General features: G+C 41.6%; 20 protein-coding genes and 1 pseudogene. 7 read left to right on the forward strand and 14 right to left on the reverse strand.

The window, feature by feature from the left end:
• Nucleotides 1–112 precede the first annotated feature (112 nt).
• The 3 genes from M5F03_RS01220 to epmA all read left to right on the forward strand — a co-directional run bounded on the left by M5F03_RS01220 (nt 113) and on the right by epmA (nt 3022).
• Nucleotides 113–865 (forward strand): class II aldolase/adducin family protein, encoded by a 753-nt coding sequence (locus tag M5F03_RS01220; protein WP_249706046.1) that lies wholly within the window; start codon nt 113–115, stop codon nt 863–865.
• Between the two features lie 115 nt (nt 866–980).
• Nucleotides 981–2048 carry a 4-phosphoerythronate dehydrogenase gene (locus M5F03_RS01225; RefSeq protein WP_249706048.1) on the forward strand — a complete coding sequence of 356 codons (1068 nt, stop codon included), beginning with the start codon at nt 981–983 and terminating at the stop codon, nt 2046–2048.
• Between the two features lie 5 nt (nt 2049–2053).
• On the forward strand, nt 2054–3022 hold the full coding sequence (epmA, locus tag M5F03_RS01230; RefSeq protein ID WP_372491095.1) for an EF-P lysine aminoacylase EpmA: 969 nt from the start codon (nt 2054–2056) through the stop codon (nt 3020–3022).
• Between the two features lie 135 nt (nt 3023–3157).
• Here the strand turns inward: epmA and M5F03_RS01235 are convergent, their stop codons facing one another.
• From M5F03_RS01235 to ahcY, 7 genes are all read right to left on the reverse strand, one after another.
• Complete coding sequence (locus tag M5F03_RS01235; protein WP_249706050.1) at nt 3158–3631, reverse strand: hypothetical protein; 474 nt, start codon at nt 3629–3631, stop codon at nt 3158–3160.
• A gap of 161 nt (nt 3632–3792) precedes the next feature.
• Nucleotides 3793–5034 (reverse strand): multifunctional CCA addition/repair protein, encoded by a 1242-nt coding sequence (locus M5F03_RS01240; protein ID WP_180101742.1) that lies wholly within the window; start codon nt 5032–5034, stop codon nt 3793–3795.
• A gap of 81 nt (nt 5035–5115) precedes the next feature.
• Nucleotides 5116–7395 (reverse strand): NADP-dependent malic enzyme, encoded by a 2280-nt coding sequence (locus M5F03_RS01245; RefSeq protein WP_249706051.1) that lies wholly within the window; start codon nt 7393–7395, stop codon nt 5116–5118.
• A 140-nt stretch (nt 7396–7535) separates the two neighbouring features.
• The gene (locus M5F03_RS01250) at nt 7536–10412 is read right to left on the reverse strand and encodes a bifunctional diguanylate cyclase/phosphodiesterase (RefSeq protein ID WP_249706053.1); all 2877 of its coding nucleotides are present in this window, start codon (nt 10410–10412) and stop codon (nt 7536–7538) included.
• Nucleotides 10413–10595: 183 nt separating this feature from the next.
• Nucleotides 10596–11309, reverse strand: a complete 714-nt coding sequence (locus M5F03_RS01255) for a 16S rRNA (uracil(1498)-N(3))-methyltransferase (RefSeq protein ID WP_249706055.1) — start codon at nt 11307–11309, stop codon at nt 10596–10598.
• Nucleotides 11310–11341: 32 nt separating this feature from the next.
• The gene (gene metF / locus M5F03_RS01260) at nt 11342–12178 is read right to left on the reverse strand and encodes a methylenetetrahydrofolate reductase [NAD(P)H] (RefSeq protein WP_168378282.1); all 837 of its coding nucleotides are present in this window, start codon (nt 12176–12178) and stop codon (nt 11342–11344) included.
• A gap of 184 nt (nt 12179–12362) precedes the next feature.
• Nucleotides 12363–13745 carry an adenosylhomocysteinase gene (gene ahcY, locus M5F03_RS01265; protein WP_078192086.1) on the reverse strand — a complete coding sequence of 461 codons (1383 nt, stop codon included), beginning with the start codon at nt 13743–13745 and terminating at the stop codon, nt 12363–12365.
• Nucleotides 13746–13981: 236 nt separating this feature from the next.
• Here ahcY and M5F03_RS01270 point away from each other — a divergent pair, with 236 nt between their 5' ends.
• The 3 genes from M5F03_RS01270 (at nt 13982) to M5F03_RS01280 (ending at nt 15856) form a co-directional block, all read left to right on the forward strand.
• Nucleotides 13982–14284, forward strand: a complete 303-nt coding sequence (locus M5F03_RS01270) for a hypothetical protein (protein ID WP_249706057.1) — start codon at nt 13982–13984, stop codon at nt 14282–14284.
• A gap of 34 nt (nt 14285–14318) precedes the next feature.
• The gene (locus M5F03_RS01275) at nt 14319–15266 is read left to right on the forward strand and encodes a DUF4424 family protein (protein ID WP_249706059.1); all 948 of its coding nucleotides are present in this window, start codon (nt 14319–14321) and stop codon (nt 15264–15266) included.
• A 65-nt stretch (nt 15267–15331) separates the two neighbouring features.
• Nucleotides 15332–15856 carry a cysteine peptidase family C39 domain-containing protein gene (locus M5F03_RS01280; protein ID WP_249706071.1) on the forward strand — a complete coding sequence of 175 codons (525 nt, stop codon included), beginning with the start codon at nt 15332–15334 and terminating at the stop codon, nt 15854–15856.
• A gap of 64 nt (nt 15857–15920) precedes the next feature.
• Here the strand turns inward: M5F03_RS01280 and M5F03_RS01285 are convergent, their stop codons facing one another.
• From M5F03_RS01285 to radA, 6 genes are all read right to left on the reverse strand, one after another.
• Nucleotides 15921–16433, reverse strand: coding sequence for a tetratricopeptide repeat protein (locus M5F03_RS01285; protein ID WP_078192082.1), 513 nt, complete (start codon nt 16431–16433; stop codon nt 15921–15923).
• Between the two features lie 102 nt (nt 16434–16535).
• On the reverse strand, nt 16536–16874 hold the full coding sequence (locus M5F03_RS01290) for a DUF3325 domain-containing protein (RefSeq protein ID WP_249706073.1): 339 nt from the start codon (nt 16872–16874) through the stop codon (nt 16536–16538).
• On the reverse strand, nt 16871–18622 hold the full coding sequence (locus tag M5F03_RS01295; RefSeq protein ID WP_249706075.1) for a PepSY-associated TM helix domain-containing protein: 1752 nt from the start codon (nt 18620–18622) through the stop codon (nt 16871–16873). The genes M5F03_RS01290 and M5F03_RS01295 overlap by 4 nt, the downstream gene beginning before the upstream one ends.
• 1 nt (nt 18623) lies before the next feature.
• Nucleotides 18624–18971 (reverse strand): hypothetical protein, encoded by a 348-nt coding sequence (locus M5F03_RS01300; RefSeq protein WP_078192079.1) that lies wholly within the window; start codon nt 18969–18971, stop codon nt 18624–18626.
• 202 nt (nt 18972–19173) lie between these two features.
• Nucleotides 19174–20175, reverse strand: a complete 1002-nt coding sequence (locus M5F03_RS01305; protein WP_249706077.1) for a Tim44 domain-containing protein — start codon at nt 20173–20175, stop codon at nt 19174–19176.
• 123 nt (nt 20176–20298) lie between these two features.
• Nucleotides 20299–21687 (reverse strand): DNA repair protein RadA, encoded by a 1389-nt coding sequence (gene radA / locus M5F03_RS01310; protein WP_180026689.1) that lies wholly within the window; start codon nt 21685–21687, stop codon nt 20299–20301.
• A gap of 173 nt (nt 21688–21860) precedes the next feature.
• On the opposite strand from radA, the pseudogene M5F03_RS01315 reads away from it, so the two are divergent.
• Nucleotides 21861–22229: pseudogene (locus M5F03_RS01315) on the forward strand (hypothetical protein); the annotation flags it as partial.
• A gap of 240 nt (nt 22230–22469) precedes the next feature.
• Here M5F03_RS01315 and M5F03_RS01320 read toward each other — a convergent pair.
• The gene (locus M5F03_RS01320) at nt 22470–23831 is read right to left on the reverse strand and encodes an alanine/glycine:cation symporter family protein (protein WP_249706079.1); all 1362 of its coding nucleotides are present in this window, start codon (nt 23829–23831) and stop codon (nt 22470–22472) included.
• Nucleotides 23832–24010: the final 179 nt, after the last annotated feature.

The following is a 24010-nucleotide window of genomic DNA, read 5'->3' on the forward strand; positions in this document are numbered from 1 at the left end:
GAATAGTTTTTTTCTACAGGCGAAGTTGATATACAGCATGAATATGACATGCTATTAATTATTCACAATAAACAGAAAACATAATTAATCGATTTAGAAAAGGAATTCATCCATGCAGAAACCAGAGCTTATTCATGAACTGGAATGGCAAGCGCGTTGTCAATTGGCGGCACTGTATCGCTTAGTGGCTTATTATAAAATGACCGACTTAATTGATACTCATATCAGTCTGCGTTTAAGTCATGAACCTGAGCATTTTCTGATTAATCGTTATGGTGTGACCTTTGACAAAATGACGGCTTCTGATTTGGTCAAAATTGATCATGAAGGAAAAATTATTGAAACTTATGATACAGGGAAGATGGTGAATGTTGCGGGCTTTGTGATTCATTCTGCCTTACATCATGCGCGTGCAAATATTAATTGTGTGATTCATACGCATACTGCAGATGGCGTGGCAGTTTCTGCACAAGAACATGGTTTATTGCCAATATCGCAACATGCGTTAAAGTTCTATCAGAACATTGCTTATCATGAATATGAGGGTATTGCCTTTTCAACTGAAGAGCGTGAAAGACTGGTACAAGATATGGGGCATTATCGCTGCATGATTTTACGCAATCACGGCTTGCTTGCGACTGGAGATAGTGTGGCACGGGCATTTCATGAAATTTACTTTTTAGAACGGGCTTGTCAAATTCAAGTAAAAGCGTTGTCGAGTGCTACATTGCATTATCCGAGTCCGAAGGTTTGTGAACATACGTTGCAGCAGTTTGAAAATCCGATGGCCGAGCCCATTATTCAAGCGGCTTGGCAGGCGGCCTTGTCTTTAATTGAAGATCAGCAGTCAGATTATTGTCGTTAATATAATTTTCTATCATTTAGCTTATAAAAAAATGGCGCTATGCTTTATGTGCAGAAGAATAGTCATGGCATGAGCAACGCGTTATCATGTTCGTAGTGGAATTATGAGATGAACTATGAAAATCGTTGCAGATGAAAATCTGGCATTTACTGAGTATTTTTTTACCGAATTTGGTGAAATAAAGCAAGCGGCAGGTCGAACATTGACCCATGAGGATGTCAAAGAAGCCGATGCATTATTGGTACGATCAGTGACTCAGGTAAATGCAGAATTAATTCAACAGACCGCACTCAAATTTGTCGGTAGTGCTACGATTGGAACAGATCATTTAGATATTACCGCTCTAGAAAAGCAGGGCATTGCTTGGTCAAATGCCGCAGGTTGTAATGCACAAGCGGTTGCTGAATATGTGATTACTGCATTGCTTTATGTTAAACCTGAATTGTTGAATGCAAATGAACAATTTACCTTGGGCATCGTTGGCTTAGGTAATGTCGGTTCACGTTTAGCCGTCATGGCAGAATTATTCGGTTGGAATGTCATTGGCTATGATCCATTTGTGCAATTTGATCAGGTGAAACAAGTTGAATTTGCAGAATTGTTAAAAAATGCAGATGCGATTAGTACCCATGTGCCATTGACCAAAGAGGGTGAACATCCAACCTATCATTTAATCAATGCTACTGCGCTTGCTGCTATGAAGCCTTCAGCGATTTTGATTAATTCCGCGCGTGGGCCAGTGGTCGAAGAAGCTGCCTTAATTGCCGATATTCAACAAACTCAGCGTAAAGTGGTCTTAGATGTTTTTGAACATGAGCCAGAGATTTCAGCAGCATTGTTGGATTTAATTTACGTGGTGACACCCCATATTGCAGGCTATAGCTTGGAAGGTAAAGCACGTGGCACACAGATGATCTATGAAGCATTCTGTCAAACTTTCAATCAACCGATAAATAAAGCTTTTGAAAGTCAGTTACCCGTCTGTGAGCAGTATTTTAATGGTGCTGACTTTAAGACGGTATTACAGCGTTATTTAAAAGATATTTATGATATCGCTCGTGATGATGCAAACTTACGTGCTTGCCTAAAAGACGGCAAGGTGGATCAAAAAGCCTTTGATTATTTACGTAAAACCTATCCTTTACGCCGTGAATGGGCTGCGCATGGAGGCCCTGCAGCATGAGTCAAATGAACTTTCAACCGAGTTGTGAACTCACTGCACTTCGTGCACGTGCCACGATGTATGCTCAAATTCGCCAGTTTTTTGCAGCACGTGATGTTCTTGAAGTGGAAACACCTGTACTTTCTCAAGCCGGTGTCACTGATGTACATTTAGCATCGGTACAGGCTCAGCGCCATGTGAATGGACAAAAGCAAACGCATTATTTGCAAACTTCACCTGAATTTGCCATGAAGCGTCTGTTGGCAAGTGGTAGTGGGCCAATTTACCAAATCTGTAAAGTTTTTCGTGATGATGAACATGGACGTAAACACAACAGTGAATTCACAATGTTGGAATGGTACCGTCCGGGTTTTAGCTTAAAAGACTTGATGTTCGAAGTGACGGACTTATTGAATGAAACTTTGAAACAACGCTTTGGTGAAGTTCGTCCGACTATTTTGAGCTATAAGCATGCCTTTATGGATCGTTTGGATTTAAATCCGTTACAAGCTTCTTTACAAGATCTGAAAGATTGCTGTCGTCGTGTGGGGCTAAGCTTAGATCTGGGTGAAGACCGTTTAGGCTATATCGATTTATTGTTTTCGCATTATGTTGAGCCGAGCCTCGGTTTTGATACGCCAGTGTTCCTTACAGATTTTCCACCTGAAATGGCTTCTTTGGCGAAAACCCGTGTGGACGAAGATGGTGAATTGGTTGCAGCACGATTTGAGCTCTATATCGAAGGTTTAGAGTTAGCGAATGCTTATGATGAACTGATTGATGCGGATGTTTTACGAAGTCGTTTTGAGGCAGATAATGCAGAGCGCGCTAAACTTGGGTTGCATGTGATGCCGATTGATGAATATTTGCTTGCTGCATTACCGCATATGAGCGAGTGTGCAGGTATAGCCTTAGGTATTGATCGATTGCTAATGGTGGCTATGAATCAGCTAAAGCTTGAAAAAGTCATTAGTTTTCCAGCAGCTGTGTCATAAGTGAACTGAATAGCTGCTGTCTATAAATGCTTATACATTTTAGACAGCAGCATAGCTTTCAAATTTAAAAAGACCTATCAACGTATAGATTGTGATTTAGCGATAATATGTCTAAATATTTATAAAAGATGCAATTTAATTACAGCAGAGTAGCTCAAATTTTATATAAATTATCAATGTCACAATAATAAAAAGAGTAATAAAGGCTATTTCAAGACCTTTATTTCTTTGAATTTTTTTATGATAGAAAACAATGCTGAGTGGGGAAAGAAAAAAGGAGACAATTATCGCCCACAGCCAGTTTAAATTTGGGCTTCTATCAATACTCCCGTCATTCTGTGTAGTCCAGTCTTGATGTGGATGAATAAAATCCATAGCAGCGCTCGCCAATAGAAAAATATTAATATAAAACATAACTCCCAAAACTATATAAAAAGGAATAGAGCTTATAAATGAACGCTTAATTATTAAGGAGCCTAAGGCTAACATTCCAAAAAATATCATGATGAGCTGTGGCAAACTTTTTAAAAGGGTTTGGGTAAAGCCCATCCCTACTAGGAGTCCGCAAAAGACAATAGCAATCATTATATTGGAAAGTTGTTTCTTCATTATTTTTATTCTTTCTACCAGTCTTAAATTGGGTTGAGTATCAGTATTTAATTTTCAGAGATGACACTAGATTATTTCAATTTTTCATTTATTTCAAAATACTTCGGCAGGCTTAACAGCAATGATGAAAGTCAATCCTCTCATTTCTGAGAGGATTTATTTTAAGCTGTAGGCGTGTTATGGCCGAGTTCATGCTTGAATTGTCCGATAGCTTCAATTCGTTTCTGAATCAACATTTCACCAATATCAGGGCCTTTCACATCTGAAGGTAAGTCAGAAGCCTTGATATTACGAACCACCTGCATGGCATCTAAAACGTATTGAGCTTGCGGATAGGCACGATCCTCTAAACCTAAGCGACCACGTGAATCACATTCACAGGCTTGTACAAAGGCCTCTACGCGTTCAGGACGGCGTAATACATCCATACGTTGTAACAGACGCCATAATGTTCCCGGTTTTAAACTCAGAGCTTGATGGCATTTTAAATGCTCTTTACACACTGAGATGGCCAATTGTTTGGTATTGGTGGGAACTCGCATACGGTCACAGATTTCGGTAACAGGTTTTACACCACGTTCTTCATGCATGATATGGCGCGGTAATTCATCCACTGGAGTGAGTGCTTTGCCTAAGTCGTGTACCAGTACAGCAAAACGAACATCCAAAGAATAATTTGCACGACAGGCTTGTTGTAGCGACATCATGGTATGAATGCCACAGTCTATTTCAGGATGATATTCAGGACGCTGTGGAATACCGTATAACGCATCAATTTCAGGGAACAAGACTTTTAAAGCGCCACAGGCTCTTAATACCTCAAAATATTCATCTGCGTGGTCTTCCATTAATGCACGAGACGTTTCCTTCCATACACGTTCAGGTGTAAGGGCTTCAAGCTCGCCAGATTTGGCAAGCTCTTGCATCAGTTCCAATGTTTCATCAGCCACTTTAAAACCTAAAGCTTTATAACGTGCCGCAAAACGTGCAATACGCAAAACCCTTAATGGATCTTCGACGAAGGCATCAGACACGTGGCGAAGGACACGCTGTTCTAGATCACGTTGACCGCCATAGGGGTCATAGACATTACCTGCATCATCCATCGCTATCGCATTGATCGTGAGGTCGCGTCGAATGAGATCTTGCTCGAGTGTGACATTGACGTCGGTATAAAATTCAAAGCCATGATACCCATGTCCAGACTTACGTTCTGTACGGGCTAAGGCATATTCGTCTTTGGTCTCTGGATGAAGAAAAACAGGGAAATCTTTACCCACAGGTTGATAACCTTGAGCAAGTAATTGTTCCGGCGTTGCACCGACAACGACATAATCTTTTTCGTGATAGGGGTGCCCGAGCAAGTGATCTCGAACTGCACCGCCTACTAAATAAACTTGCATGAAAAAACCTCTATTCTTAGAGCAATCATGCTACAGAACAGAGGTTTTCTCAAGTCACAAAGTGTGTTCAGGTCAACTAAATTAGAGTGCTAGTTTTTCGTTTTCTTGAATCTCTGCAACAGTCAATGCAGTCATATTCACTAAACGGCGAGTTGTCGCTGTTGGCGTTAAAATATGAACAGGTTTTGCAGCACCCAAAAGAATTGGGCCAATTGTCACGTTACTACCTGAAGTTGATTTCAACAAGTTGAACGAAATGTTCGCTGCATCCAGATTCGGCATAATCAGCAAGTTCGCAGAACCTTTAAAACGTGAGTTCGGGTATGCGAAATGACGAATATTTTCATCCAATGCAGCATCACCATGCATTTCACCTTCAACTTCAAGTTCAGGTGCAATTTCTGACAAAATATCATAAACCTTACGCATTTTTTGTGCGCTAGGATCATTTTGGTCAGAACCGAAACTTGAGTGAGAAAGCAATGCTACACGCGGCGTAATACCAAAACGGCGTACTTCTTCAGCCGCTAAAATAGTCATTTCAGCAAGCTGTTCAGCTGTTGGATTACGGTTAATGTAAGTATCGGCAATAAACAAGTTACGGTCTTCAAGCATCAATGCATTCAGCGTGAAGAAGTTATTACGGCCTACTTTTAGCCCAATCACATTGCTGACGAAGTCTAAGTGAATGTCATAGCTAGAATAAGTACCACACAGCATACCGTCAGCCACACCATGACGAACCAGCATTGCAGCGATCAGGGTAGAGCGACGACGTGCTTCACGCTGTGCGTATTCAGGTGTTACGCCTTTACGCTGCATGATGCTGTAGTAATCATCTGCAAACTTATCGTAATCAGGGTTTTTCTCTTGATCAACGATAGTGATGTTCACGCCGTCTTCAAGACGTAGACCTAATTTCTTGATGTTTGCTTCAATGACTGCTGGACGACCGACAAGAATTGGTTTTGCCAAACCTTCATCAACAGCAATTTGTACTGCGCGAAGTACACGTAAATCTTCACCTTCAGCATAGGCAATGCGTTTTGGATCAGTTTTTGCTTGCGCAAAAATTGGTTTCATCATGAATGCAGAGTTATAAACAAACTCAGACAAACGTTGACGATACGCAGAGAAGTCTTGAATTGGACGAGTTGCAACACCTGAATCCATCGCTGCTTGTGCAATTGCAGGTGCAATCTCAAGAATCAAACGTTGATCTAATGGGCGGGGAATGAGGTAATCACGACCAAATGAAGCAGATTTTTCACCATACGATGCAGCATCAGCTTCGACATGTGCCATGCGAGCAATCGCATGTACACAAGCAATCTTCATCTCTTCATTAATTGTGGTTGCACCAACATCTAGTGCGCCACGGAAGATATAAGGGAAGCAAAGCGCATTGTTCACTTGGTTTGGATAGTCTGAACGACCAGTTGCCATAATCACGTCTGGACGTGCTTCATGTGCATGTTCAGGAAGAATTTCAGGGTCTGGGTTAGCAAGGGCAAAGATAATCGGATCTTTCGCCATGACTTTAACCATTTCTTTGGTCAAAATACCTGCTGCAGAAAGACCAAGGAACATGTCCGCACCTTCCATTACATCAGCAAGCTGAGAGCCTTCGATGTCCTGAACGTATGCCTTTTTCGACTCATCCAAGCCTTCACGTTTAGTCGTCAATAAACCGCGTGAATCTGCCACAACGATGTTTTCTTTTTTCACGCCAAGTGCGCAAAGTAAGTTCAAACATGAAAGGGCAGCAGCACCTGCGCCAGAAGCGACAATTTTGATTTCTTCAATTTTTTTGCCATTGAGTTGAAGTGCATTCAGTAATGCAGAACCCACAATGATCGATGTACCGTGTTGGTCATCATGGAACACAGGAATATTCATGCGTTCACGAAGTTTTTGCTCGATGTAGAAACACTCTGGGGCCTTGATGTCTTCAAGGTTGATACCACCGAAAGTTGGTTCTAATGCTGCAACGATATCTACGATTTTGTCTGGATCGTTTTCAGCAATTTCAATGTCAAAAACATCAACACCAGCGAATTTTTTGAATAGAACGCCTTTACCTTCCATAACAGGTTTTGACGCTAAAGGACCAATGTTACCTAAGCCCAGTACGGCTGTACCGTTACTGACTACAGCAACAAGATTACCGCGCGCTGTGTAAAGTGCAGCAGTAGATGGGTCGCGTTCAATTTCTAAACAAGGTGCAGCGACACCTGGCGAGTATGCGAGGGCTAAATCGTGTTGGTTGACCAATTGTTTGCTTGGTGTAACGCTGATTTTCCCCGGAGTTGGAAATTCGTGATAATACAAAGCCTGCTGTTTTAAAGATTGATCGTCCATCTGTATCTCGATTGTGTTTTGTTTATCCAATATAAAGCTGCAATGCTTGCTTTATCCGCTTGAATATAACATTAGTTGCACAGTTGGGACAGTCGAAGTCGCGTCTTTTTCAGACAATCTTATAGCTCAGGCATAGTGACTTATATTAAGTAAGTATAAGCAGGCGAAGAGATATTATTTTCAAGGAACACGGTTGCCTCTTCTTGTGGCAGTGGCTTAGAGAAAAAATAGCCTTGAGCAATGTCACATTCTAAGTCTTGTAGATACTGTAACTGCTGTTCAGTTTCAATCCCTTCAGCGACTACCGTCATGCCCATCGCTTTACCCATGGCAATCATGGCACTAACGATGGCCAATTGTTTATTTTCACCAATTTTAGAGATAAAACTGCGGTCTATTTTTAAGATATCAATTGGAAAATCAGCTAGATAGGATAGAGAAGAATAGCCCGTACCAAAGTCATCAAGTGAAATATTGATTTTACGTTTTTTGATTTCATTCAACAGTTCACGTACTGAATCTAGATTTTCGACCAAAGAAGATTCGGTAATTTCCAGCTCCAGACTAGCACCATCAATTTGATTGGCATCAATCGCTTCATCGAGATCATTTAATAATTGTCCACGCCGCAGTTGCTGTGCAACAATATTGACGGATACACAAATATTTTGATAACCCAAATTATTCCAAAAACAAATTTGCTGCGCGGTTTTTTGCAGGACAAAACGCCCGATATCTGAAATTAAACTGGTTTGTTCTGCTAAAGGAATAAATAAGCCTGGTGGTATTAAGCCTTTTTCAGGATGATTCCAACGCACCAAGGCTTCAAAACCGTAAATATTTTTATCACGGAAATTAATCTTCGGTTGGTAATACACCACCAGCTCATTATTTTGAATGGCTTTACGCAAGTCGCGTTCCAAGAAGATACCTTGTTCTAATAATGCAGTATTTTCATTAGAATAATAACGTGTAGTATTGCCTCCCAAATTTTTGGCTTCGCTCAGCGCTTGTTCTGCACAGTTATTTAGATAATCTAGCTGACGGCCATGCTCAGGATAGAACGCGACGCCCATCGATAAAGTGATGACATGATCTTGGCCAAAAATATTAAATGGAATGCTAAAGGCTTTATTGATGCGTTCACAATGCTCTTGCACAGAAGGGCGGATGTGTGAAATTTCATACACAATCGCAAAATCATCGCCATTTAAGTGTGCGACAAACAGAGCTTCGGCATTGGTTAGACGTAAACGCTGTGCGACTTGGCGTAACAGCTCGTCACCACCATTGTTGCTGAGATATTCATTTAATGGACGGAAACGGTCGATGTTTAAACGAATGACAGCCAACTGTTTAATCGAATCTTGCTGTGAAACTAAATATTGATGCAGTTGATAGTTGTAATAAAAACGGTTCGGTAAATCCGTTAAGGTGTCATAGTTTTCTAAATAAGATAATCGTTGTTCTTGCAATTTACGTTCGGTTAAATCTGAGACAATTCCAATGTAATGGGTGACGCGGTTTTGATCATCAGTAATCGCATTAATATGCATCCACAGCGTCAGTTCTTTACCTGAAAGAAATTTTTCGTGCAATTCACCATCATACTCACCAATTTTCAGCACTTGTTTAATGATCGAGTAGTGCATACTACGTTGAATTGATTTGTAATTTGCAGTGATATCAAAAAGATGTTTACCAATAATTTGGTCGTAGTTAAAGCCGGTTAATTGTTCGTAAAACGGATTGACTTCGATATAGCACAGCTCTTCATTTAAAATGAAAATCCCTTCAGCAGCTTGTTCGAGTACACTGGCTGCAAGTTTTAAACGTTCCTGAGATGTCCGTTCTTGATGGATATCACGTCGAATACCGACCATGCGCAATGGCTTACGATTATTTGGATCGCGTTGAATGACCCGTCCAATATCATGTACCCAACTCCATTTTCCTTGACTGTTTTGAATCCGATAGGTGGCCTCATAACGGTCTTTAAATCCACGTAGATGTTGAATCATCGCTGATTTAAAATGAGGGATATCATCAGGATGGATCACATGTTGTAACTGTTGCTGATGCTCTTTCGAATGTCTAAGGGTTTTTTCTTGCTTATAGTTGGTGACAACGATTTTACGGTCTTTGATATTCCAATCCCAAGGACGTAAACCTGCAATTTCATGCGCAAGGACTAAATTGGCTTGTTGGTTTTCTAAATCCTTGTTCATTTGCTCAATGTCGAAGGTCCGCTCTTTAACTTTCTGTTCAAGGATTTGGTTACCCAGTTGTAGCTGTAATTCGATGTCTCGTGATTTGTTGACTTCATCTTGGAGCTGCTGACACAGTTCATCAGTCCATTTGACTTGTTGCTTGGCACTATCGACCAGTAGGTTATTTTTAGCATGTAAAGTCGATACACGACGATGAATTCGATATGACGTCATGGCGCACATTAGAATCACAATGAGCCCAAAATTAATACTCAAGCTAAATAAGTGATTTGAGCCATCTAAGAAAAAGAACTGTGCAATCAGATAGGGCACGATAGACGGGATAAAGGCTAAACAAAAATAATTAAGTTTTTGCGTCAAATAGGTCAAACCAAAGGTTTGCGTCACGATCAAGAGTAGGGCAGAGAGTGTCAGGGCTTGAATTGGTTCAAAGCTTTGATTGGTCGCAGGCAAATAATAAAAAATTAAAAAAATACCGCTCGCAATCAGTGTGCCGACAGAAAAACATTGAAATTGTAGCCAACGATGCGCAATCATCAGTGAGTATTGTTCGGGTTTAAAATAAACTGTGCTAATCAGCCAGCATAAACTGACAAAAACTTCTGTAAAAATAAACCAAATATTAAAATACAAAGATGGCGATTTATAAAAAATTTGATATATCGAAAAAATATATAAGCAAATAATCAGGATACTGACTAAAAAATAGCGGCTATGGCGAATCGTGTTCGCAATTTGAGCAGTATGATTGTACTGCTTGATATATTCATCTTGTTTATACGTCATGAATATAAAAACCCTGCCTTAACTAAATCTAGATCGTTGTATTTGTATTGTTCCTGAGAGTATTTGTTTATTCTTGGTAACAAATCATTTGTTTTTATTGACTCTAGGGTAATTGCGTTACAAATAAAAAGCAATATCAAGGATGCCATCATTGATGCTTTCAGATGAACTATCGAGTAAAAATTAAATAAATTTATAATTTAAAATTGAAAGTGCAACTACAGGTGCAGTTTCTGTGCGAAGGACACGTTCACCGATACACCAGTTCACGAAACCTTTCTCATTTGCTGCGCTGATCTCTACTTCGCTCAAGCCACCTTCAGGGCCAATCAGTAAGGCAACGTGCGGGTCAGCATCAGCTAATACATCAACTTCATCTTTATTGGGTGCGAGTACCAATTTTGTTGTCGGTAGGTCACTTTCCAACCATTTTTCAAGGGAAAGAGGCGGAAGTACTTTAGGAACAATGTTGAGTCCACACTGTTCGCAAGCAGCAATAGCGATGCCTTGCCAATGGTCAAGTTTCTTTTGATCACGATCGTACTTCAAACGCATCTCACAACGTTCTGAAGTGAGTAGTTGAATTTCAGAAACACCGAGTTCCACCGCTTTTTGAATCGCATAATCCATGCGGTCGCCTTTGCTCATCACTTGACCCAATAGTGCCGTAAAATGTGGTGTGCGATTGCTTGGATTGAATTGCAAAACTTGGACGGCAGCCGACTTTTTAGCGATTTCAACCAATTCAACATGGTATTCGCCACCTTGCCCATTGAACAAAGTGGCTGTTTCGCCCACTTGAGCACGTAAAACTTTTACCCAGTGATGAAACACTGTTTCCGTTAATTCAACAGTCGTATCAACAGTTAAATCAGCTTCAATATAAAAACGTGGCATTAAAGTTTTACTCTCAAAAAGGTCGAAATGTCTTATGCAAGACCGAGGTCTTTCACAAGTTGACGTGTAGGGTCAGTGGTGTTCATGGTGTAGAAGTGCAGGCTTGGCGCACCACCAGCAATCAGGCGTTCGCAAAGTTTTACAATCACTTCATGACCAAAGGCTTTGATTGACGCTGTATCGTCGCCATAAGTCGCAAGCTGTTTGCGAATCCAACGTGGAATTTCTGCACCTGTACCATCAGCAAAGCGAATTAAATTACTTGCATTGGTAATAGGCATGATGCCTGGAGCGACAGGAATGTTCACGCCTTCTTTTTGAATGCGCTCTACAAAGTAGAAGTATGCATCTGGGTTAAAGAAGAACTGTGTCAAAGCTGCGTTTGCGCCTGCATTGGCTTTGTCGCAGAAACGTTTGATGTCGAGATCAAAGCTGTCTGCTTGCGGGTGCATTTCTGGGTATGCTGCAACTTCAATTTTGAAATGATCACCAGTGTGCTCACGAATGAAACGTACCAAGTCCGTTGCATAAGGCAATTCGCCTAAGCCCACTTGACCAGACGGCAAGTCGCCGCGCAGCGCAACAATACGGTCAATGCCTTGCGATTTATACAAATCCAGCAATTCAGCAATACGTTCTTTGCTGTCACCAATACAAGACAGGTGAGGGGCAACCGGTGTGCCTTTACCGTTGAAATCATTCAATGTAGACAAAGTGCGTTCACGGGTAGAACCGCCTGCACCGTATGTTACTGAGAAAAATTCAGGATTTAATAATTGAAGTTCTTGGTGTACAACTTTAAGTTTTTCCGCGCCCGCATCAGTTTTGGTCGGGAAGAACTCAAAGGAAATAGGAATCTGTTTTGACATGTTCAAATCCTTTTTTACAAATACTTTTATTTAAAAAAATCCCCTCATCCTAACCTTCTCCCAGAGGGAGAAGGGACTTCCATTATGAAAGTAATAGTGATTTGGAGTTAACATCAAATTTGCTTTCACAATGAATAGTTCCCTCTCCTTTTAGGAGAGGGTTAGGGAGAGGTATTTATAAAACTTAGTATTTATAAGCCTCAGCTTTGAACGGGCCTTCAACTTGAACACCGAGGTAATCCGCTTGCTCTTGAGTCAAAGTCGTTAATACGCCACCGAAACCTGCAACCATTGCAGCAGCAACTTCTTCGTCTAATTTCTTAGGAATAAGTTCTACGCGGATCGCCGCTTGTTTTTGATCTTCCGGAAGATCAGCAAATTTTTCAGCGAACAAGTGCATTTGACCCAACACTTGGTTAGCAAAAGAACCATCCATAATACGTGAAGGGTGACCTGTTGCATTACCAAGGTTCACTAAGCGGCCTTCTGAAAGAAGAATAAGGTAATCATTTTCATTTTCTGAACGATACACTTGGTGAACTTGTGGCTTAACTTCAACCCACTTGTAACCGCGTAGGTAGTTTGTATCGATTTCAGTATCGAAGTGACCGATGTTACAAACTACAGCGCCAGCTTTTAATGAATCAAGCATTGCAGCGTCACATACGTGGTAGTTACCAGTTGTTGTTACGATCAAGTCAGTATTTTGAAGAAGATCAAGGTTGATGTCTTCTTTCTTACCCGTTTGAATGCCATTTTTATACGGAGCAACAACTTCGAAACCGTCCATGCATGCTTGCATTGCACAGATAGGGTCAACTTCAGTGACACGTACAATCATGCCTTCTTGACGAAGTGATTGAGCAGAACCTTTACCTACGTCACCATAACCGATTACAAGCGCACGACGACCAGATAAAAGCATATCTGTACCACGTTTGATGGCATCGTTTAGTGAGTGACGGCAGCCGTATTTATTGTCATTTTTAGACTTGGTTACAGAGTCATTTACGTTAATTGCTGGAACTTTTAAAGTACCGTCGCGGTGCATTTCGTAAAGACGTTGAACACCTGTAGTGGTTTCTTCTGTAATACCGTGGATTTTAGCAATCACTTCAGGATATTTTTCGTGAACAAGCGCAGTTAAGTCACCGCCATCATCCAGAATCATGTTGGCATCCCAAGGTGTACCGTTCACATTGATTTGCTGTTCAAGACACCACATGTATTCTTCTTCAGTTTCGCCTTTCCAAGCAAATACAGGAATACCTGCAGCAGCGATTGCAGCAGCAGCGTGGTCTTGAGTAGAGAAGATGTTGCAAGAAGTCCAACGAACTTCTGCGCCCAATTCAACTAGAGTTTCAATTAAAACTGCAGTTTGAATGGTCATGTGGATACAGCCAAGGATTTTCGCACCAGCAAGCGGTTTAGCCGCTGCATAGCGTTTGCGAAGACCCATTAGGGCTGGCATTTCTGCTTCTGCGAGTTTGATTTCTTTACGGCCGTAGTCAGCTAGTGAAATGTCGGCAACTTTGTAATCTGTAAATGAAGCATTAACCGCGTTCATCACGATCTCCTTAATAAAAACAATTGATCATTCAGTTCGCGGATGCCGTTGTTGATTGGAGCGAGTGTCCAACCGAATCGTCGAGCCTAGCGATCTTATATTTAGTGCCTATAAGAAAGTCGCAGCATCCCTCGACTAGGGCAGTATTGTACTTGGAAATAGAGTGAGTTCCAATCAAAAATTGGTTAATATGTAGATGAATAATCTGATAATAAAAAGATAATAACGTACATATCATGAATATATTAAAATTTAATATTTTCCTAGTTTTACTCGTATCTTCACAAGCTGTCTCAGCAAGGCGAGGCGACTTTTCACCACAAGATATTTTTTTTCTGCCTTTAATTTTGATTGGGGTTTTATCCTTATTTAAATTTTCAGGCTTTATTGAAAATTATACGAGAGGCTTAAATTTAACCCTTAGAGTAGTCATAAAAACAGTGAGTTTTATTATTTTGATTGGCATCATTGCCCTTATAATTATCGGGATAGGGCTAATTTCTGAGTATATTCCTGAAAAATGGTCGATGATATTCTAGTGCAATTTTAAATATAAAAAATTGGAAGCTAATAATGAAAAAATTAACTGCATTCATATGCTTGTGTTTTTCAGCACTAACATATGCCAACGATTCAACAGGCTATGTGGCAACAGGCGGTGTGCAATACCTGAAAAATAAAGATATTCAAATGTTCAGTGAAGACCTGTTTATTAGTAAAAAAATCATCAAGGTCGATTACCAGTTCAAAAATTTAAGCAATAAAGATGTGACTGAAACGGTCTTATTTCCGCTGCCAAAAGTTGAAAACTTCTTTGAATCTGATTTTGCCAATACAGAAAAGCTGCTCAAAAATTTTAAAGTTCAGGTGAATGGAAAAACGATTCAGCCAGAAATGCATGTGCGCACTTTTATTCAAAAAGATGAAAAAACAGCCCCGATTGATATGACGGAGAGTTTTAAGCAATGCGGGTTTACGGAAAAAGACATGCTGAATCCGTGGAGCAGGCAAGATGATGAATATGAAACTTTCGAGGAAAAACTCAGAAACTGTAAAAATGCAGCGCTGCAAAAAGTATTGCCCAAAGATCCGAATGAAACCATTTCATGGTCATCTCAGGTGATTTATAGCTGGAAGCAAACGTTTAAAGCCAATGCGCTCACACGTGTACAGCATCAATATGCACCGCTGGTGGGTGGCTCTGTGGCGTTATATCCAGATGAGTATAATCAACAATTTTGTATGGATAAAAACTTTAAGGCAGGACTCAGAAAGGCCAAATCACAGCATGCACCATTTCAAGCTTTGGGTTATATCTTAAAAACAGGTGCCAATTGGGCAAAACCTATTCAAGATTTTAAACTGACTATCGAGCGTGATGCAGGAGAGCTGGTTTCTTTTTGCTGGGCAGGAAAAGTGAAGAAAATCAGCGCTACGCAGTTTCAAATGGTTGAAAAGAATTTTGTACCTAAACAAGATTTGGACATTATTTTTGTACATGTGAAATCAGGTCTGGATTAAAACTTGCAGGCAAAACCACTTTGATTTGTTTATCATCGTCCATAAGCAATTTTGAGTTTTGATATATGTCGATGGAAATACCTGATGAGTTGGCAAATTTAGAAGCCAATGGTGGCATTTATGCGGTGTGGATGTTGCTGCAGCACTTAGGTATAGATGCAGATATTCAGCAGCTCATCGAAGTTTGCGCTTATGAAGCTGACCATGGCACAACAACCATTGGTTTAGCCGTTGGACTGAAAAAATTTGGTTTTCAAGTAAAGTTTTACACAGAGCATGATCCTGAGCTGCAAGACAGTGAAAAACGCAGCTATACGGAAGCAGACCAATTGGAACTGCCTGTATTACCCGCAATTGGCTATGCACAAATTCAGCAGGCTTTTGAACAAAATCAGTTTGTGATTGTGTATTACGACACCCTAGAGGGCGTGGGGAATCATTCCTTGGTGTATGACATTGACGAAACTGAAATCAGTTTCTTTGACAGCTTTGATGCCATGCCATCAGATGTATTTGAACAGCAGCGTGGAGCAGAAGGCATTTGCCGACAAGTGATTACTGTAGATGTAAATGACTATGTGGCGAGCTGAGCCATTTTGTTAAAAGCAAAAAGCCCATCATGAGATGGGCTTTATTTTTTAGAAAAAAATTGGATTACTGCTCAGCCACATCGGCTTTTTCATTCCAAAAATCTGCTTTTTCTTCATCAGCGTCGATGCCTAAGCCATTGGCATAAATAAAGGCTAAGTCACGCATGGCCTGAACTTCACCTAATTTTGCAGATTGTTCAACCAGTTCAATGGATTTAGCGACATCTTTTTCCACCACATCGCCGCGACGGTAAAAATTGGCCAATTCTAAAATTGCAGCAGGATGGTCATGTTTTGACGCTTGTTCTAACCAGCGGTGCGCATGCTCAAAATAGGTTTTAGATTCTTCAGGATCTTCTTCGAGCATGTCTTTGGCATAGACTGCATAGCCTTCACCCAGCCAATACATTGCTTCTACATGACCTAACTGAGCTGCTTTGAGTGCCCATTCTTCAGCAAGTTCAACATGCTCATCATTTTCACTTTGCATATAAATTTCAGCCAGTTCAAATTGAGCATCTTTATTGCCTGCCATAGCGCGGTTATATAAAGCAGGAGAGATTGAAAGTTCAGACATGTGTAATCCAAAAGAGCAGAATAGGCATAGCCTAATCGGTTGGCATGAAAAAAGCCAATCCGAAGATTGGCTTTCAATGTTTAGAGAATGTCGTCTAAAGAATTAAATTTTAAGAAACACTGCTGACAATACAAAGATGACAACTAATGCACCAATAATTTTCCAAAAATATTCAGCGATATAACTAATACATAGCCCGACAAATAAAGCCGCAATAGTCAGCGCGCCAAACCAATAACTGATGTTATTGCTCGGCGTTCCAAGAGAGAGGCAAATTATCAAGGCGATAATCAATAGCGCCCAGCCGACTAACGTGGCTAAGCGTGTTTGGCCCACACTTAACTCTTTGCTGTAGAACTGCTTTTGATGTTTAGACATGCTGCATGCCAAGGCAAAAAAACCTAAGCTACTCAGTGCCCAAATCAGGAGAAAGAACATCATGCTTCAGCCTCCTTTGTGGCACGCGCTTTTTTAACAGGCAGTCCTTGATGCTTTTTCACTTTGTAAAATGAGTAGGCAAACAAGATAGCCAAAAGCCACATTGCAAGATCAAGGGATGCAATCATCCATTGGCCATTTGCCATGGTATTCCAAAGCGGTTGACCACCAGTCATGAAGTTTACAATCGGCAGTAAGGCAAAAATTGCTGTGGCAAAAGCTAAAAGTTCTAGCCACGCTTGATGGTGCGTACGGAAAATCGCATAAACGAGCGTCAGTAGCCAAACAATAAAGAAACTACGAATTTCTAATTCCGAACGGTTTTCAAGCTGTGCGGGAATAAAACGGTTGGCATAGAAAAATGCTGCGCAGGCAATGGGTAAACCAATAATCGCTGCAATATTGGTCACTTCAACCGTGCGGTAGCCAAATGCTTTAAAGCCTTGTTTTTGCTGTTGTGGCGCACGTTTTACACACCACAGAATGAGACCTGTAGCGACCATCAGGGTGCCTACAATCCCTGAAATAAACAGCAGCCAACGTAGTGCTAAATCTACACCGCGTGCTTCATGTAGCGTAGTGACTACATTGTAAATACCCATCGGTACAGAAGGGTGCTTTAACTTGGCACTTTCGTCAGTTAAGTCTTTGCCTGTTACGCCATCAAATTGTTTGCTTGCATAGACATTTCGATACGCGACACTTTCACCATGTAAGGCACGTAGTTCAATTTTAGCTTGGTCTGTATTCGGTGCAATGATGCTAACGGTACTAATCGGATTAGTTTTCCATTCAGTCTGAACCGCAGTCACGATCGGCGCTAAGTTGGTCAACGGCGCAGCAACGATAGGTTGTTCTTGACGTTTAGAGCGACGATCTCCTCGACCTTCACCACGGCCCTCAGCACGATTTTCGCCTTGGTTTTGTGCAGAATTGGCACGGGCTTGCTGTGGGCGTTCGCCACGTTCTTCGCGTCCTTGAGCAGATTCACGTCCTTCAGGTTTATTTTCTTGAACCAAGGCACGATTTTGTTCTTGTAAAAATTGTCCCCGGTTTTCATAAATACGTTCAATCCCCCAAGGCATGATCGTAAATAACAGCAGCAACAGGCCACTAAAGGTGATCATGATGTGGAAGGGAAGCGCAAATACTGCGGTTGCATTATGTGCATCGAGCCAAGAACGTTGTCCTTTACCTGAACGGAAGGTAAAGAAATCTTTAAAGATTTTTTTATGAGTAATCACACCACTAATGATGGCAACTAACATTAACAGTGTGGCTATCCCGACAAACCATCGTGTCCACATACGTGGCATGCCATATAGTTCGAAATGGAAACGATAGAGAAAATTACCACCACGCGTATCGCGCGGCTCAAGCACTTCACCTGTAGCACTATCAATGTAGATTTGTTTACCACCACGGCGTGCGCGAGGGTCTTCACCTTGTTCACGAACGGTAATTAATGTGGCATTTTGACGCGTATTCGGCAGCAAAATATTCCAAGCACCTGCATTTGGATGATTTTGCTGTAAATAATTCAGTGCGACTTCAGTTTGTTGGACTTGTGAACTGGCTGGAACAGATTGATGCAGCTCAGGTGTCATCCAAACATTGATTTCATTTTTAAAGAAGCTCAGGGTTCCGGTCAGGAAAATAGCATACAGCAACCAACCTAAGATTAGGCTAGCCCATGTATGCAGCCAAGACATGGACTGGCGAGGTCCCTCTACTTTTGCATCAACACGCATTTTAGCTTCCCATCATCATGTAAATGGCATACAAACACACCGCAGGGATCACAATGCCTAAAGTTGCTTTGAGGGTTTTATTCACCATAAAGACCCAAATAAATGCACAGCTCCACAGGATAAATGCAATTAAAGTTGCACTCATGGCTGCACTTCCACGGTCTTCGCTAAATACATCTGCGATTACGATGGCAGATAGCATCGCGACAACATATCCGCCCACTAAAGCGAGGGCAAAGCGATAGAAAATCATCAAGCGATAGGTCAATAGAGAAGGAGTATCTTTACGCGTTTTAGGCAGCGCAGATGTGAGGGGTGTCACAAGTGCCTCAGGTGGTGAGCTATTCATAAAATACTTAAGCGCTTGGAAATTGTATTAAAGTTAATCTAAATGATAACAATTATTATTAATAATTAGAATAATGTATTCACAAAATTATTGATTTTTCAGCATGCTGAGTGGAAATTGATTTAAAAAGAGGGGAATTAAAGGCGAAAAAATAGCGACCGAAGTCGCTATTTTAGAATGCAAGAATGCTTAATTGTCTACATTATTGCTCTTGTTGAATGCCTGCAACCAACCAGTCTTGATCAGAACCCGCAGGTTTAACAAAATGCCATACTTCAGCAAATGGCTGTGGCAGGCTATTTAAGTCTTCACTTACCGTACCTGTAAAACGCACACTTACAACGTATTGACCATTTTCGTTAGCAGAATCGACCACCATAGCATTTAAGTTAGAAAACTCAGCAACGTCTTCATCTTTATTCGCCATAATGTCGTTATACATAGACTGGTAAAGATCAGGCGTTAAGTAACGCTGAATTTCAGAAATGTTGCTTGCCGTATTCATCGATTGAATGTGGTTAAAACGCTGACGTGCAACACGTAAAAATGTTGCTGGTTCTGTACCATCAGGCAATTGATTGCCGCTGTTGGTATAGGCAGCACCAAAAGGCGCATTCGTTGCAGCAGCTGCACCAAATGGAGCATTTGAAGCTGCTGAATTACCGCCTACAGAATTACCAAAAATATTCGTATTGTCATTACCTGCACGAGGTGCGGCATTTTGCTGGCCAAACGGTGCATTGTTTGCACCGCTGTTTGGCGCATATGGGTTGTTAGCGGCTAGTTTTTTTTTTGCGCCCATCTTACGGAAAATGAAGAAGGCAACAGCTGCGGCAAGTAAAATCCAGATCCAGCCTGGTATACCACCTTTCTCTTCCTGCTGTTGAGCTTGCGCTTCAGAAGCTGCTTGACCGTTATTGTCATCGGCCATCGCATTTGCAGCGACTGCACCAATTGCAGCACCAGCCACACCTGCAGCAACCATTCCGCCCACATTCGAGCCAGATTTTGCTGGAGCGCCAGCAGTTGCAGGCTGTTGAACAGGAGCAGATTGACGAGGTTGCTGATAAGACTGAGTTGGAGCAGCTTGACGGCTCATACCATGGCTTTTACCACCACCGGCACGTTTCGCTTCTGCAATCGGCGTTACCAAAAGGGCTGCTGTTAAAAGAGCAGTCATCAAACCACGCTGTCGAACTTCCATCAAATTTTCCTATATCTATATAAATTTAAAATAGCCATCTAGTTATGCCGCCATTTGTACTGAATTTCAATAGAACATCGGTAAAAAATTGAAAATTCATTCAAAATAAACGATTCAACGTGACTAAGACTCATCGGTAAGTGTAATTGCCTGACTCAACGCCTCATGTAAACGTGCGACAGAAATAATTTCTACACCTGAAATCGGTTTTTGCGGTGCATTCCCACGCGGTAAAATAATGGTTTTAAAACCATGCTTAATGGCTTCTTTGAGTCGTTCTTGTCCATTGGGTACAGGGCGGATTTCGCCTGAAAGGCCGACTTCACCAAATACTGCCAAATGCTGTGGCAGGGCTTTAGCTCTTAAGCTAGAGGCGCAGGCTAAAAGTACCGCAAGGTCAGAACCGGTTTCAGTGATTTTTAAACCACCGACGACATTGACATAAACATCTTGTCCTGCAGTTTGTACGCCACCATGACGGTGCATAACGGCTAAAAGCATGTTTAAACGGTTTTGTTCTAAACCTAAGGCCACGCGTCGAGGTTGTCCGTGCGCATCATCTACCAAAGCCTGAACTTCAACCAAAAGTGGACGTGTACCTTCACGGCTAATCATGACGATAGAGCCCGGAATGGCTTCATCATAACGACTCAGGAAAATGGCGGAAGGGTTTGATACCTCGCGCAGTCCTTTATCAGTCATGCCAAATACACCAAGCTCGTTGACCGCACCAAAACGGTTTTTCACCGCACGAATCATACGGAAGCGCGAGTCAGACTGACCTTCAAAATACAAAACACAATCGACCATGTGCTCAAGCACGCGAGGGCCTGCCAAAGAACCTTCTTTCGTTACGTGACCGACAATAAACAGCGCAGTGCCACTATTTTTGGCAAAGCGAGTCAGGAGTGCAGCCGATTCGCGAATTTGGGAAACACCGCCCGGCGCAGACTGGAGTGTCTCGGTGTATAGGGTTTGAATCGAATCTAAAATGGCAACGGCAGGGCGTTCATGTGCCAAAACTTCACAAATACGCTCGACACAGGTTTCGGCCATGACTTTGAGTTGATCGGTCGGCAAATCTAAGCGCTGGGCACGTAGAGCCACTTGAGACAAAGATTCCTCACCAGTGACGTATAAGGCAGAACTTTTACTCGCCGCCATATAGGTTGCGGTTTGTAGCAAAATAGTGGATTTACCAATGCCGGGGTCACCACCAATCAGCACAACTGAACCTGTGACCAGTCCACCACCGAGCACACGGTCAAATTCACCAATACCTGTTGCCATTCGAGTTTCATGCGAAACGGAAACTTGATTTAAGGTAGTCACAGCAGCTGCTTGACCTGCATAGCCACCGCCCATTTTAGGCTGCGCACGGTGTGTAACAGCGGGTGCAATACTGACTTCGACTAATGAATTCCATTCACCACATTCGGTACATTGACCGGCCCATTTGGGATGATCAGCACCACATTGTTCACATCGATAGACACTTTTTGCTTTCGCCATAATATTTACTGTGCACAAACTTAAATTGAGTCACAGCATAGCGGTGAATACATCGAAAAACCAAGTTTTTATCGCATGAAATGACTGATGAAGGTCAATTGATGTCGTTTTATTTTCAATAGCTGCACTTTTACATAGTAAGCACTTTATAATAGCGCATTATATTTTTTGAAATGAGTCACCACATGACTGAACTATTACGACATATCGATGCCATCGCACGTGAAAAAAATCGTGATGTGTTATTTGTGCATTTTGAAGAATATGATCATCAACATCCTGAAAAAAATACGGTGCGTAATGATGTTATGCACTGGTTTGATCTGCAAAATATCGACTATTTCCCTTGTATGGGGCTAGAAGGTGAGTCTTTAATCGATAGCTATACAGGTGATTTATACCTCGACGTGCCTTTCGATGAAAGCAGCCCTGCATATAAAACCCTCAGTGAATACCTTGAAGATGAACAAGGGAACATGAAAATTCAGGGGGTATTGTTCTTTTCTTTATCTTTGGAAATTGCCCTAGAAATCGAAGCTGATCTGATGGAAGCCAGTGCTGTAGATTCTGAATATGCTGAAAATGAGTTTGGTGACCAATTTGGTGAAGGCTTTATTGAAGATGCTGAATTAGATCCAAAAGATGAAGCGGCCAATGAAAGCAAGACGAAAAACGACAAATTTGATGATGGTCAAATTGGCACGATTCAATAAGTAAATATTGATTTTCAGTCCGAATAAAAAAGCCACGTGAATTCACGTGGCTTTTTGTTTAGCAGGGGATTAGTACAATTCACCTGATTTACGACGTTCAATAAAATCTTTCGATTCTTTTACAATGATGCCTGAGAGCAATAACAGTGCAATACAGTTTGGTGCAGCCATCAAACCGTTAAAGGTATCGGCAAATAACCAAACGAGATCAAGTGTTACGACACAGCCAACAAAGACTGATGCGATGTAAATTAAGCGATAAATCAGTACTGACTTTTCACCTAAGAGGTATGTACAGCATTTTTCACCATAATAGCTCCAACCCAGAATGGTTGAATAAGCGAAGAAAATAATACCGAAAGTCACGACCCAACCACCGAAGCCGGGAAGTAGTTTGTCAAAAACACTAATCGTCAGTACGGCACCCGTTTGATCACCAAAGCTTTGTCCTGCCATGATGAAACCCATCACAAGTACGATACCTGTAATTGAGCAAACAATGATGGTGTCTAAGAACGTACCTGTCATAGAGACAAGACCTTGACGTGCTGGATGGTCAGTTTTTGCAGCCGCAGCGGCAATAGGTGCTGAGCCCATACCTGCTTCATTAGAGAATACACCACGTGCCACACCATAACGAATCGCAGCACCAATCGCACCACCCGCAGCAGCTTCGCCCGTAAATGCATAGCTAAAGATCATTTTTAGTGCAGGGATCACCAATTCAAGGTTGGTGAAAATAATGATTAAGCCACCCAATACATAACCTACCGCCATAATTGGAACAATAAATGAAGAGGCTTTAGAAATGGATTTGATGCCGCCTAAAATAACGAGGGCAGAGAATATGGTGATGACGATTGCAGTGGTGAGTGTGCTGATCCCTAAGCTGTTTTGCACAGCAAGCGCGACAGTATTGGACTGTACTGAGCTACCAATACCAAAGGATGCCAAAGTACCAAATAGGGCAAATACCACTGCCAACCATTTCCACTTAGGCCCAAGTCCACGTTCGATGTAATACATCGGACCACCGTTCATTTCGCCATTTTCATTTTTATGACGAAACTTTACAGCGAGTACACCTTCAGCATATTTGGTTGCCATACCAAAGAGCGCGGTTATCCACATCCAAAACACTGCGCCCGGACCACCGAGCACACAAGCGGTGGCTACACCGGCAATATTACCTGTACCAATGGTGGCAGAAAGTGCGGTCATAAGTGAGGCGAAATGAGAAATATCGCCATCATGTTGATCTGCTTTAGGATGCTTGCCAAAGACTTGTTTGAATGCGAAAGGCAACATGCGAAATTGCCAGAAAAGTAGTCGGAAGGTGAGGAATACACCTGTTCCGACAATGAGGACCAACATGTACGGGCCCCAGACCCATCCACTGAGTGTTTCCATGATATTTTGAATTTCTTGCATAGTATCTTCTTCTTATCGGCCCTGAGTGAGTGAATGCTACATTTTTGATATCTGTAGCAATTGATATGCCATTGTTAGAAACTTCCATGATATTTGGCATAATTTTTTTATCGTTGGTAAAATATTTTTTGCATAAAATTTAAGTTATTACAAGTAAATTGTTGTTTTATTGGTCGCTT

It is taken from the genome of Acinetobacter amyesii, assembly GCF_023499985.1.
GTDB lineage: Bacteria > Pseudomonadota > Gammaproteobacteria > Pseudomonadales > Moraxellaceae > Acinetobacter > Acinetobacter amyesii.